The 12,459-nt window shown below is 66.6% G+C and carries 11 protein-coding genes; 1 reads left to right on the top strand and 10 read right to left on the bottom strand.

From position 1 onward, the window contains the following. Positions 1-92: 92 nt before the first annotated feature. Positions 93-980: a helix-turn-helix domain-containing protein gene (locus SR858_RS10470; RefSeq protein WP_019920730.1), complete on the top strand. Its 888-nt coding sequence runs from the start codon at positions 93-95 to the stop codon at positions 978-980. A gap of 8 nt (positions 981-988) precedes the next feature. Here SR858_RS10470 and SR858_RS10465 read toward each other — a convergent pair whose 3' ends face one another. The 10 genes from SR858_RS10465 to SR858_RS10420 form a co-directional block, all read right to left on the bottom strand. Further along, positions 989-3,703, bottom strand: a complete 2,715-nt coding sequence (locus tag SR858_RS10465; RefSeq protein ID WP_019920729.1) for a beta strand repeat-containing protein — start codon at positions 3,701-3,703, stop codon at positions 989-991. Between the two features lie 157 nt (positions 3,704-3,860). Beyond that, complete coding sequence (locus tag SR858_RS10460; RefSeq protein ID WP_040377534.1) at positions 3,861-5,114, bottom strand: tetratricopeptide repeat protein; 1,254 nt, start codon at positions 5,112-5,114, stop codon at positions 3,861-3,863. Then, positions 5,111-6,004: an ExeA family protein gene (locus SR858_RS10455; protein ID WP_019920726.1), complete on the bottom strand. Its 894-nt coding sequence runs from the start codon at positions 6,002-6,004 to the stop codon at positions 5,111-5,113. The genes SR858_RS10460 and SR858_RS10455 overlap by 4 nt, the downstream gene beginning before the upstream one ends. 2 nt (positions 6,005-6,006) lie before the next feature. Beyond that, positions 6,007-7,797 (bottom strand): pilus (MSHA type) biogenesis protein MshL, encoded by a 1,791-nt coding sequence (gene mshL, locus SR858_RS10450; RefSeq protein WP_019920725.1) that lies wholly within the window; start codon positions 7,795-7,797, stop codon positions 6,007-6,009. Between the two features lie 7 nt (positions 7,798-7,804). After that, complete coding sequence (locus SR858_RS10445) at positions 7,805-8,374, bottom strand: hypothetical protein (RefSeq protein ID WP_019920724.1); 570 nt, start codon at positions 8,372-8,374, stop codon at positions 7,805-7,807. Next, entirely contained in the window at positions 8,371-9,243 is an 873-nt protein-coding gene (locus SR858_RS10440) for a type II secretion system protein M (RefSeq protein ID WP_019920723.1), read from the bottom strand. The genes SR858_RS10445 and SR858_RS10440 overlap by 4 nt, the downstream gene beginning before the upstream one ends. After that, a complete protein-coding gene (locus tag SR858_RS10435; RefSeq protein WP_019920722.1) occupies positions 9,240-9,923 on the bottom strand; it encodes a hypothetical protein in 684 nt (227 codons plus the stop codon). Before SR858_RS10435 ends, SR858_RS10440 begins: the two co-directional genes overlap by 4 nt. After that, entirely contained in the window at positions 9,920-10,864 is a 945-nt protein-coding gene (gene pilM, locus SR858_RS10430) for a type IV pilus biogenesis protein PilM (protein ID WP_026637078.1), read from the bottom strand. Before pilM ends, SR858_RS10435 begins: the two co-directional genes overlap by 4 nt. A gap of 139 nt (positions 10,865-11,003) precedes the next feature. Continuing rightward, positions 11,004-11,486, bottom strand: coding sequence for a hypothetical protein (locus SR858_RS10425; protein WP_019920720.1), 483 nt, complete (start codon positions 11,484-11,486; stop codon positions 11,004-11,006). Continuing rightward, complete coding sequence (locus tag SR858_RS10420) at positions 11,483-12,448, bottom strand: PulJ/GspJ family protein (RefSeq protein ID WP_322534547.1); 966 nt, start codon at positions 12,446-12,448, stop codon at positions 11,483-11,485. Before SR858_RS10420 ends, SR858_RS10425 begins: the two co-directional genes overlap by 4 nt. Positions 12,449-12,459: the final 11 nt, after the last annotated feature.

The following is a 12,459-nucleotide window of genomic DNA, read 5'->3' as shown; positions in this document are numbered from 1 at the left end:
GACTCTCGCATTGCTTGATTCCAACTCTCAACAACCGAACCACCATGCCGCCCACACCTGTGACACGCTCCCGCCCCGCCCCCTGGTTCGATATGGATACTGTCGAAGATTTTCCCGGCACGTACCGCAGCCAGACGCTTGGCGCGCTGACGGTGACGCAAGCGGCGGGCGCGCGCCACAGCGTGCAGCGCGACAGCCCCTTGCGCACTGGTAGCAATGAACCGTATTTATTGGTGATCTGGCAGCGGCGCGGCACCGCCACGCTGGTGCAGCACGGCAGCGCATTGCGGCTGGTCCCCGGCGACATGCTGGTGCACGAAGCGGGACAACCGTACCGGCTGGATTTCGAGGGGCCGTTCGAGGTAACAGTAGCGCGAATACCGGCAGCGCCGATGCGCAGCCTGTGCCCGCTAGTCGATACCCTGCTGGGCGTGGTGCAAAATTGCCGCCAGCCGCAGGTGGCGCTGTTGACGGCGATGGCCGATTGTCACGTCGCCACCGACTACGCCGCCCTGCCCCGGGCGGCGGCATTGCACGCGGCGGAGGCGTTGCGGCAAACCCTGGCCGCCTGCGCGCTGGGCGCGGTGGTGGCCGAGCAGCAGCGCCGGCCCAGCATGAGCCAGTACCACCTGGGCCGCATCCGCCAGTACGCGCTCAAGCGGATCGGCGACAGCAGCTTGTCGATCAACGAGCTGGTGGAAGCGCTCGGCATTTCAGCCGCGCACATCCACCGCCTGTTCGCGGGCGAGGCGCAAAGCTTCAGCACCTGGCTGTGGGACACGCGGTTGAAATTGTGCCACCTGGCCTTGCGCGCGCCTGAATGCAGCGGCCAGCCGATCAGCCAGATCGCCTACCAGTTCGGCTTCAGCCATCCCGCGCATTTTTCACGCGCCTACCGCAATCACTTCGGCATGACGCCGAGCGCCTGGCGCGCCGGCGCGCCGGCGGCCGCCGACCACGCAGCCACCCGGCGCCGCTAGTTTCAGGCTCAGGCAGCCGATGCCTTACGGCGGCGGCGCGCCACCAGCAACATGCCGCCCATGCCCAGGCTCATCATCAGCCAGGCCGATGGTTCCGGCACTGCCGACACATTGTCGAGCATCGCCACACCGAGCGCCGAGGTGTTGAACGACGATCCGCCGCCGAGCACATAGTTGAACGCGTACGCACCTTGCTGGGCATACGTCATCGACGAGTTGATCACCAGGTGCTGGTTGCCGGCGCCAAACAGGCCCAGGTCCAGCACGTGGTCGTTGAAGAACAGGTTGGCGGCAGCGAGCGTGGTGAAGCTTTGCGACAGCAGGGTCACGCCATTGTTGCTGATGGTGAGATCGAGCGCATCGAAACCGGCGCCAGCGAAGGTGGACGATACAAAGCCCAGCAGCAGGCGCTGCGCGCTGTCGGTGGCAAAGCTGAATTCGCCCGACGTGGTCAGCACGGTCGGGTTGTCGTCGATGAGCGCTTCGATACCGGCCGCGTGCACGCCCGTGCCCAGCACGGTCGGAATCGCCGCGGCGACATTGACGCCCAGGCCCAGCGCGGCAGCATCGACCGGACCGGCGCCAACATGCGCCGACATGGTGGAAACGGCTGCCAGTTGCGGCAACGCGAAAGCGCTGGCGCGGAACTGGCTCGAGGCCGAAGTCTGCGCCAGGTTGCCGCGCGCGCTGCTGGCGCCGGCCGCATAGGTGACTGCGCCGCCGCTTGCCGCGATGCCTTGCGCGGTGGCCTTGACGTTCAGGGTCAACGCCTCGCCTTCGGCACGCGCCAGGCTGACACCGCCGGCGCGGGTGGTGACCGCTGTGGCGGCAGCATTGGCATGGCTGCTGCTTTCGGCAACGGTGTAGCTGGAAATGCCACCGCGCGCCACCGCGACGCTCTCGACAATGCCGCTGCCGGAACGGCCGTAGGCATTGGCAGTGGCGTCGCCCCGGAACGCCCGCGCGCCACTGGCGTCGCCGATGTTGCTGAGCGCGGTGGACGTGACGCTGACGTTGTGCGCGCCGCTGGTCACCGCTCTCGCCTTGCTCAAGGATGTGCCGGCCAGCGAGTCGATGGCGCCGTTGCTGGTGTAACCGCCCACTGCCCTGCTGCTGGCGACGATGTCGCCCGCAGCGCGTACGTCGGTGGTCGCCGTGGCGGTTTCGATCCGTTCGCCTCCCAGGGCGACCGAGACGGCGCGCACGGCGGCAGTGCCGGCAGCGACGCCGGCGCGCACCGTGTTGACAACCGTATTGGCGATTGCCGCGCCGAGATTGAGGGGGCTGGCGCCGTTGGACACCGCCTGCGACTGCACATCGACCGCCTGCATGCCGGTGCCCGACACCGTGGTATTGCTGGTGGCGTAGCTGCCGTTGCTGAAGCTGCCGCCCTGGGCGCCGTCGCCCGACAGTGCCAGGTTGGCCGTCGCCGCGCCGTAGTTGTTTTTGTCAAGCACGGACCGGTTATCCTGGCCCGCGCCACCGTTGGCCTCGACCGTGCCGCGCACGGTACCGGCGCCGCTGGCGCGCAGCGAGGCGGTGGCATTGCCGCCGTAGCCGCCATTGCCGCCAGTGGCCAGCACGCGGCCATTGACCGCGCCCTTGCCGCGCAAGTCGGCGCTGGCGGTAGCGGCACCACCCATGCCGCCGTTGTTATACTGGAACCCGCTCGCGCCGCCAGCGGCGGTCACCAGCGCGTCGATGCCGGCGCCGCTGCGGCCAGCGGTAAGCGTCAGGGCGCTGGCCGCGGCCCCGCCGTCGTACGCTGTTCCAAAAGCCGGGTTGCCACCGTCACCGCCGAGGCTTGAGATATCGAGCGTCAGCGCGCTTGCCGCGTGGTCCTCCAACACCAGCGTGGAGACCGCTTTACCGCCACGGACATCGGCCGCCAAGTCCTGGAACGGCGGAATCGTGATTTCCGAATTATTGCCGCCCTTGCCGCCCGTGGCGCGCTGGGTCAATGTGACAGTGCCGCCAGTGGTGGTGCCGCGCGCGGCATTGGTCAACGTGGCGTTGCCGCCGCGTGCGCCGCGCCAGGCGATGGCGGCGCCGTTGCCGCCCGCGCCGCCGGTGGCTTCGGCCGTCGCCGAAACGTTGCCGGTGAGCGAAGTGGCGCGGGCGGCAGCAGTAGCTGCGCCGCCGACACCGGCAATACCGACCGCGCCGCCGTTGGCGTCGCCGCCGATGCCGCCCACGGCCACCGCCAGCGCGGTGGCATTGCCGACGGCGGTCGTGGTGGCCTTGCTGCTGGCCGCACCGCCATCGCCGCCGTTACCGTAAGCGGGATCGGCAGGCGTGAAGTTGAAAAAGCCGGGCGTGGCGCCGGCATGGCCGCCGTCGCCGCCGAGCGCGCTGGCGCCGGCGTAACCGGTCAGGTCGAGCGTGGTGGCGCTGGCCGCGCCGCCGTGACCGCCGCTGCCGCCGGTGCCGGCGTCGGCGTCGCCTTCCTGCAGCGGCGGGCCGCCCGCGCCGCCATTGCCACCGCGGCCGCCAATGACGGTCAGACGGTTATACAGGGTGCCGGCATTGCCGGGGTTGATGGTCAGCGACTGGCCGGCCGTGCCGGCGGCGCCAGCGGCGAGTGGCGCGGTCGCGTCGGCGCCATGCTGGCCGGCATTACCGGTGCGTACCGCGTCGGCCGCGTAAGCATTGGCGACTGCCAGCGACAGCAACAACGGCGTCAGTCCGACGGCCAGAGCCTGCTTTGAAGAGAATTGTTTCATGCCGAGCCTCAATCAGATGTTGGGTGATATTTGTCTTAAAATAAACATCACGATCTTAATATTAAGACACGACTCCGGCTATTACTGAACTCTCATATTAGTTGACTGGCACTCTCATCGTTGCAAAAAACACTACACCACCACCGGCACTCCCGCCTTAGCGCGACAATTGGTCGAGGCGGCGGTCGATAAAGGCCAGCAGCTCCGGTGTGATGCCGTTGCCGGTGCGCGCGCGGGTAAATGCTTCGCGCGCTTCGGCCTTGTGCTGGTCGGCCTGCAGCGAGATGCCCAGGCCCATCCACCAAACGCCGTTGAGCGGCGCCAGCTTCAGCGCCGCCTGGTAGTACTGGGCCGCTTCTGCGTGGCGCTGTGCGCGTTGCAGCACGCCGGCCAGGAAGCCCTGGTAGTCGGCATTGGCGGCGGCGTACGGCAAGGTGGTCATCAGGGTTTCCAGCGCCGGGCCGCCGCGTTCGAGTTGCAGCCGTGCCAGCACCATGGCCAGGCCGGGCTGGCGCGGATCGATGCCCAGCGCCAGCCGCAACTGGCGGATGGCGTCGTCGGGCCGGCGGTTTTCCAGCAGCAGCGAAACATAGGTCTGGCGCGCCGCATCGTTGCGCGGATCGATCTCCAGCGCGCGGTCCAGGTCGGCCATGGCAGCGTTCAGGCGGCCGTCCTGCAACGATGCCAGCCCACGGCGATAAGTGTTTTCCGACAATTGCTTGGGCGTGAGTTCCGGCTTGGTGGTGGCCGATCCGTCGGCATGGGCGACACCCTGGCGCGGCTGGCGTGGCGTGCCGGCATCGGCTGCCGCTGCCCGCCGGGTGGCCGCAGCGGTGGCGGAAGGCGTCGCGGCGGCACGTGCGGGTGCGGCGCTGCCCGCCTGCGCGGAAGGCGGCGCTGCGGTTGCGGCCGCACTGGCCGGTATCGCCGGCGCTGCCGTTGACGGCGCGCCAGCCGTCACAGGATTCGACGTGCCAGCCGCTGTACCAGTCGAGGCTGCAGCGGCTGTGCCAGTTGACGTTGCCGCCGGCGTAGCAGTCGAGTTGACAGCCGCCGTTGCGGGCGATGTCGCGGCCGGCGTCACAACCGATCCATCAGGCGATGTCCCGACCGGCACTGCGGCAGGCCCTGCAGCCTGCGTTGGCGTTGGCGTTGACGCCAGCGCTGGCGACGCAGTTGGCGGCGCTGCCATCACCGGCACCGGTCCCGGCGCGGGCCGGTGGGCGAATTTCCAGCCATACCAGCCGGCGATTGCCGCCACCACGACCGCCACACCGGCGCCGGCGTAGACCAGCGGCCGGCGCTCGCGCTCGGGCAGCGGTACCGCTTTCAGTTCGCGCTGCTGCATATCTTCCTCGCGCGCGCCACCGCGTGCATCGAGGTCCTGCAACATTTTATTGATCAGACTCATTTGCTCAGTGTCCAAGTGAGGCCGCAAGCGGCCACCAGAATTGCCGTGCCTGCCGCAATCCACGCCAACCGGGAGTTCGAGCGCGGTTGCACCGTGTCACGCGCCGCCAGGCTGACATGGCGCCGCGTCACTTGTTGCCGTCCCTCGCCAAAACACGCCATCAGCGCCTTGTTGGCAATGATGTTCACCAGCCGTGGAATGCCGCCGCTGGCGCCGTACAGCCGCGCCACCGCACCGCGCGTAAACAGGCGGCTGCCGTCGTAGCCGGCCACCCGCAGGCGGTGCGCCAGATAATATTCGATATCGTCGCGCTTGAGCGGCCCCAGGTGGTAGTGAAAGGTGATGCGCTGGGCCAGCTGGCGGATCGCATTGTCCTGCAAGCGCACATTGAGTTCGGGCTGGCCGAACAGGATGATTTGCAGCAGCTTGCGCTTTTCCGTTTCCAGGTTCGACAGCAGGCGCAGCGCCTCCAGGCTTTCGACCGGAATCGCCTGCGCTTCGTCGAGCAGCAGCAGCACTTGCTGGTCCTGCTGGGCCAGCTCGATCAGGCGCACCGTGATCGATTTTAATAGCTGGTGCTGATCGACGTCGCGCTCGAGCGCGATTTCCAGCTCGTCGGCCAGCGCCAGCATCAGCGTGCGCGGCTCCAGCAAGGGGTTGGGAATGTACGCCGTGACAAAGCCGGGGCCGATGGTGGCAATGAATTTGCGGCACAGCAGGGTCTTGCCGGTGCCCACTTCGCCGGTGATCTTGATGAAGCCTTCGCCGCTCCTGGCCGCCACCAGCAAGGTATTCAACGCCTCCTGCGCATGCGGGCAGGTGAAGAAATAGCTGGTGTCCGGCGTGATGTTGAACGGCGCTTCGCGCAAACCGAAGTGTTTGGCGTACATGGTTACGGACGTCCCCCGCGACGGTGCGGATCGAGATCCTTGATGCGGCGGCTGCTGTCGAGCAGATCCTGGTTCCAGTCCGAGATCGATTCGATCACAGTCGGCTTGATCAGCACCACCAGCTCGCGCTTCTGCACCACTTCGCCGGTCGAACGGAACAGCGCACCCACCACCGGCAAGCCGCCGATGCCCGGCACGCCGGAGCGGTCCGAAGTCGTGGCCTGGCGCATCAAGCCGCCAATCGCCACCACCTGGCCATTCTGGCCGCGCACGATGCTGTCCATCTCGGACGTGGAAGACGACGCCAGCGGCAGCGACAGGCTGCCCAGCGCCACGCCGAGGTTGACCGCCTTGTTGACAGTGGATACCTGGCTCACCGACGGGTGCACGTGCAGGATGATGTTGCCCTGGTCGTCGATCTGCGGCGTCACGTCCAGCACCACGCCGGAGAAGAACGGTTGCAGCGTGACGCTCGGCGTGGTCACGCCGGTGCCGTTGGCATTGTTGTTGGTGGTGGTGCTGACGCCGGTAACGAAGAATTCGTCGGTACCGATCTTGAGCAGCGCTTTCTGATTGTTGAGGGTGGCGATGCGCGGGCTCGACAACACGTGCACGGTGCCCTGCCCTTCGAGGAAGGAAATCAGCGCGGCAAAATTGCTGGTCTGGAAGGCCAGGCCGAACAGCGAACCCATGGCGTCGCCGGCGGCACCGATCGCCGCACCGGGGTTGGCGATAATACTGCCGTTATTGACCGTCACTCCCGCATTGTTGGCGCCCAGCGGTGCCAACGCGGTGCCCGGCTGCACCAGGCCGGCGGAAATGCGGCTGTTGGAGCTGAGCTTGCCGAACGCCGACCAGTTGATGCCGCTCTGGAAATTGCTGTTCAATTCCACTTCGAGGATCTTCGCTTCCAGGATCACCTGGCGGTCCACCGATATCTGGGTGGCGCGCAGGTATTCATCGACGTTGCGCAACGCGTCCGGCATGGCGCGGATCACGATCACGCCCGATTGCGGGCTGATCGTCACGCTGCGGCCGTCGGTGCCGCTGTCGACGATGGCGTCGAGCGCGGTTTTCAGTTCCACCCAGAAGTCGCTGGCCGACGTGGTCTGCACGCTGGCAGCGTCGCGCTGCGATTGCGATCGGCCGCCGCCGCTGTTGTCACCGTTATTGCCGTTGTTGTTACCGTTATTGCCGGAATTGTCGTTGTTGCCGTTGCCGTTGCCATTGTTGTTGCTGCCACTGCTGCTGGTGCCGGCATTGGCCACCGACGTCGACGACACGCGCAAGCTCGACACGCCCTTGCGGGTAGCGGTCAGGTAGTTCACCTTGAACATCTTGGTCTGCATGGTGAGCGGACGGATGTAGATGCGGGTGCCGTCGATCTTGTAATCGTAGCCGTACAGTTCGCGGATCGCCTCCAGCGCTTCGAACAGGGTCACGTCCTTGAGATTGGCCGTGATATTGCCGGTCACCTCGGGGTTGATCAGCATGTTGTAGCGGGTGCCGGCCACGATGGAATTGTAGAACTGCTGGACCGGCACATTGTTGAACGACACATTGAAGCGCTCTTCCAGCACCGCACGCGCTTTGGGCAACTGCTCGGTCAATTGCGCCACCGGCGGCAGCAAGGCGCTGGCCACGGCCTCGGCCTGGCTGGCGGCCGGCGGCTTGGCGTTGAGCGCGGTATCGACCTCGGCGCCGATCTGGTTGTAGGTGTCGCGCTTGGGCGCCGTTTGGCAGCCGCTCAAGATCAGCGTAGTCAGGACGGCGATGGACAGGTGCTTTTGCATAATCGGTTCAATTCTCTGGTGCGGTATTGGAGGCGCGTTGACGCCGGACCGTGCCGCTGGCGGCGCTGGCATCGGGATACAGTTTCAGGACCTGGCGTACGCGTCCGCGTTGCAGCACGACCTGGTCCTTGCCAACCTGGACCAGGGTTGCGCCGTTGATCTTGTCGCCCACGCGCAGCGCCTGGCCGTCGATCACGGCCACCTGGCGGCCATGGTTGCCATTCAGCACAGACTGCAGTTGCGGGCCGCTGTGCACTGGCGCGGCCTGCGCGCCAGCGGCCAGTTGCGCCTCGGGCGGTGGCCGGGTGGGGTCGGCCAGTTGCGCCCGAGCCAGGCCCGGCGCCAGGGCCAGGGCCAGGGCAAGTGGCAGTGCACGAGCCAGTGCCGATGCGGGTGCCGACGCCAGTGTCGGTGCCTGCGCCAGCGCCAGTGCCGATGCGGGTGCCAGCGCCGGTGTCGTTGCCTGCGCCGATGCATGGGCCGTTGCCGTTGCGCGAGTGCGCTCCCACGTCGGCATCTGCGCCGCTGCCCGCGCCAGCCACGCGCCAGTTGCGCCGGGGACGGCGGCCCCGCTCATAGTTTCATCCATTTTTCATCCAGGCTCAAGGTGTAGAGCGTGAGGGTCAGGCGCGCCTCGGGATACTGCTGGGCGTCGAGCCGCGCGCCGCCCCAGAACAGTTGCACGGGCAACGCTTCCAGCGCCTGCATGTAGTTGATCATCTCCAGGTAACTGCCCTGCACCACGATTTCCACGCCGTGCCGGTACAGCAGCTCGGGCGCCTTGACCTCGGCGCCGGCGACACTGCCGTGGCCCGGTTGCGCTACTGGCGGCGGCGCGGCTGCCGGTGCGCTGGTCGGCGCAGTTGTTGGCGCAGCAGTCAACGCACCTGCTGGCGTGGCAGGAGGCGGCGTCTTTTGCAAGGCCGACTGTTGCAGGGCCGGTTCCAGCGCTGCCGCCGGGTCCGGCGCCTGGAATTCGGCAGGCGCGGCAGGCGCGGCCGATCCGGCTGCTTCGTTCATGCCGGTGACCGGCAAGGTCCGCAGCGCCAACAGTTTCAACTTGCCGCCTTGCAGCAGGTGTTCGAGCAGCGGCGCGATTTTCTCCGGCGCCACCAGGCCTTTTTGCACGGCCACGAGCCTGGCGCCGATGCTGTCGATTTCGGCGCGGGCCTGCTGTAACTGCGCGCGCGCCTCGGCATCGGGATCGAGCACGAAGCCCTGGGCGCGGGCGGCGATTTCCGTGTCGATGCCGCTCACCTGGTTTTGCTGCTGCTGGATTTGCGCCAGCAGCGCGGCCTGCCTGGCCAGCAGCGGTTCGACCGCCAGGGTGTAAAGCAGAAACAGGATCAGGCCGGTCGCGGCAACGAACACCAGCGCCCGCTCGCGCAAGGTCATCGCGTCAAGCTTGGCACTGAGCTTGTTCCAGGTGTTTTTCAATTGTTTCATTTGGCCTGCACTCCCGTCGATTGCAGGCTGAACTGAACGTACGGCGCCGCCGTGATGCTGGTTGCCGGTTGCGCACTCACCGGTTGCCCTGCCGTGCTGGAAGTTGGCGATATCACAGGCGCGGCTGCCACGTCGGGCCGGCCGATGTCGAGGCTGGCAAAGGTTTTACCCTGCATCACCGGCTCGGTTTTCAGGCGGCCGATATATTGCGGGATCAGCGTCGGTTGCAGGGCGCGGCCCTGCAAACCGATCCCGGTGCCGGCGCCGGTGATGGTAACGCCGGTCAGCCACAAGCCGGTGACGTTCTGGCGCGCGAAGGCACGGAAGTAAGCGGCGTAGCCGGCGCTGTTGCCCAGCGTGCCCTGCTTGATGAACTCTTCCACCCGGCGCAGCGCCGCCAGTTCGGCCTGGGCCTGGGCGAGGCCGGTGGCCAGCGCAGCGCTTTTCTGGCGCGGCGCGAACTGCCGGTTGGCATCCTGCAAGCGCCGCTCGCGCTCGGCCAGCAAGGTCTTGCCGCTGGCGGCGCGCTGCTCCAGTTGCGCGACATTGTGGCTGGCGTACCAGGTCATCAGCAGCGTGCCGAGCACGATGGCGCCCAGCGCCTCGGCCATCGGCACTGCCGTAAAAATCTTCTTCTGCTTGAGGAAGATCGGGTTGAACAGGTTAATCTGCTGGCTCACAGCACCACCTCCTCGTGCCGCAAGGCCGCGCCCAGGGTCAGGAAGAAGCGCTGCTGTTGTTCCACCTCGCGCAAGGCTGGCACCTGGCTCAGATCGAACACGTCCTCCAGGCCCATGGCCTCGACCGGCGTGTACAGGTTGGCGGCCAGGTATTCGTGCAGGCCGGGCGCGCCAGTGGGCGCAAGCAGCAGCTTTTTGACGTTCACATAATTGAACTGGCGGTCGAAGTGGTCGAGCGAGCGCTGCAGTTCCAGGGTGATCTTGTCGAAGCAGACTTGCTGCTTGTCGGTATCGGGTTCCAGCAGCTGGGCGATGGTGACGTCGATGCGGCGCGACAGGTACAGCTCGCCCTTGAAGGTAATGGTCAGCAAGCCGCCGTCACCGTCGAAAGACAACATGGCCAGGCCGCGGCCATCGACTTCCAGCAGCGCCGAGATATTGCGCTGCGCCAGGTCGGGAATATCGATCACCGTCAGCGCCAGCTGGGCTTCGGCAAACAACGCCTGGCGCGCCTGGATCACCGTGTTGCGCGCGGCCACCGCGAACATCGAATGGCCGCGCGACATGCCGTTGGGATCGACCGGGATGTCGAGCACGTCGATGGTGGCGTCATCGACGTGAAAGTCGAGCATGTCCTTCAGGCGCCAGCGCACGGCGGTTTTCAGTTCGTCCTGCGGCACGTTGGGCGCTTCCACCGTCAGCAGCTGGTATTCGCCGCCGCCGAGCATGGTGCCGAGCTGGTAGCTGGCCAGCTTGAGGTCTTTCGCCGCGCGTTCGAGCGCGGCCAGCGCACGGCTGTCGGCGGCAGCATGGAAAGCGGACAGTTCCACCACGGCCTTGCCGTCGCGCACGCGCTGGACGCGGGCGGCGCACAGGCCGTCACGCAAAAAGGAGACGGTAATCCAGCCTTCCTTCTTTTTAGTTCTTGTGAAAAATCCCATGCGCGTGCTTCTCTGTGGTTATGTCATTGATTATATTCAACTTACGGCAGACTTTTACAATATTTGACATTCATGCCGTAAAAATACACATTTTTCCGTACAGCTTGTTTCTTTCACGCTGCGCGGCGATCACTCCGGCCTACAGTTGCGCCCTCACCACGCGCTGGATGTAGTCGGGGCTGGCCGTCGGCGCGGGGCAGGCAGCGCCAGGCGCGGCGTTGCACGCGGTCGAGGTAATGGTGATGCGGCCGGCAGTCGGATCGGCGCCGCCGCCCGCCGCGCCAAAGCCGGCCGAAGGGCCTTCGCAGCGCACGGTGACGGTAAAGCCCGAGAGCGTGGTATTGGCAGGCAGCGCGAAGGTGCTCACTTGCGCGCAGTTGAAGCTGCGGTCTTGCAGCCGCCTGAACAGCGCCCACTCCATGCCTGCCCGCGCCGCCTGGTAGGCGCGCGCCCCCAGCTCGTCCTGGGTGCGCGTGACTTGCTGCGTGCCGGTCAGCGACACCACCGCCACGGCCAGGCCGGCCAGCACCACCAGCAGGAAGATCGCGGTCACAACTGCCACGCCGGATGCCTTGCGCGGCATGGGCCGGTGGGCCAGTCGTTGCATCGAGTGCAGGGTCATGGCGTATTGTCCACGTGGATTTGATGGACCAAGGTCACCGTTTCCAGGCCGCCTTCCGGCTTGATCCGGCCCAGCGTAAGTGTCAGCCCCACCAGCGCCGATTGCCGATGGGCGTTGCTATCGATGGTGACATCGCAGGCCACGACATTGTTGGCCAGCAGCACGCCGGCAGCAGCGTCCGGCGCCGATGGGGTCGTGCTGAACGTGGCCGCGACCGAACGCGTCAGCGTGCCGGTGCCGCTGGCGTTGCCGGCGCAGCGAAAAATCACCGGCTTGCCCACCACCTGGAACCGCTGGTCCGGCGACATATTGGCCGGGCGCGGCGTGGCCGCGTTGGCCGGCACCGCAAACGGATTGGCCACTGTGGACACCGTGCTGCCGGCGGGCAGATCGGCCGCTGCCAGGCTGCTGAAGCTGATGTTCAGGATGGTCTGCGCGCCTGCCGTCACGGTTGGCAGGCCGGTGATGCGCGCCAGGTTGGTCCCGGCATAGGCATCGGCATCCTGGAAGCCCGCGCCCAGGTTGTAAATGGCCAGGTAATCCTGGCGCGCCGGCGGCAACTGGATCGGCGGCACGCTGCCCACCACGCTGAAGGTATTGGCGGTGAGGCTGGTAAAGCTGAGCGGCGTGCCGTTCACCGTGCTGTCTTCCACCGACAGGTAGCGGCCGCCGCCGAAGGTGGGGATGAATTCCAGGGTCAACACGCCGCCGTTCTGCACACTGGCCGGCGTCAGGCGGGCGCTGTTGGGCAGGGATGCGCGGATCTCGCGCGCCATGCGGCGCAAGGCCAGGTCGGCAACGTCGGTCATCTCGGCGCGGCCGGCGCTGTCGAGGTAACTGGTGACAGGCCGTCGAATGAACAGCACCAGGGTGCCGGCGATGATGGCGGTGAGCACGATCGCCACGATCATTTCCACCAGCGTGAAACCGCGCTGGGGGTGTCTGAAAACCAGGTGGGGCATGGTGTTCGGCG

It is taken from the genome of Duganella zoogloeoides, assembly GCF_034479515.1.
In the GTDB taxonomy this organism is placed as follows: domain Bacteria; phylum Pseudomonadota; class Gammaproteobacteria; order Burkholderiales; family Burkholderiaceae_D; genus Rugamonas; species Rugamonas zoogloeoides.
Note: the sequence above shows the minus strand (reverse complement) of the source record. Positions and strands in the feature narration are given on the sequence as shown.

Coding starts and splice junctions, on each gene's coding strand:
- SR858_RS10470 (WP_019920730.1), top strand. CDS start 93: ATGGATACTGTCGAAGATTTTCCCGGCACGTACCGCAGCCAGACGCTT.
- SR858_RS10465 (WP_019920729.1), bottom strand. CDS start 3,703: ATGAAACAATTCTCTTCAAAGCAGGCTCTGGCCGTCGGACTGACGCCG.
- SR858_RS10460 (WP_040377534.1), bottom strand. CDS start 5,114: ATGAGTCTGATCAATAAAATGTTGCAGGACCTCGATGCACGCGGTGGC.
- SR858_RS10455 (WP_019920726.1), bottom strand. CDS start 6,004: ATGTACGCCAAACACTTCGGTTTGCGCGAAGCGCCGTTCAACATCACG.
- mshL (WP_019920725.1), bottom strand. CDS start 7,797: ATGCAAAAGCACCTGTCCATCGCCGTCCTGACTACGCTGATCTTGAGC.
- SR858_RS10445 (WP_019920724.1), bottom strand. CDS start 8,374: ATGAGCGGGGCCGCCGTCCCCGGCGCAACTGGCGCGTGGCTGGCGCGG.
- SR858_RS10440 (WP_019920723.1), bottom strand. CDS start 9,243: ATGAAACAATTGAAAAACACCTGGAACAAGCTCAGTGCCAAGCTTGAC.
- pilM (WP_026637078.1), bottom strand. CDS start 10,864: ATGGGATTTTTCACAAGAACTAAAAAGAAGGAAGGCTGGATTACCGTC.
- SR858_RS10425 (WP_019920720.1), bottom strand. CDS start 11,486: ATGACCCTGCACTCGATGCAACGACTGGCCCACCGGCCCATGCCGCGC.
- SR858_RS10420 (WP_322534547.1), bottom strand. CDS start 12,448: ATGCCCCACCTGGTTTTCAGACACCCCCAGCGCGGTTTCACGCTGGTG.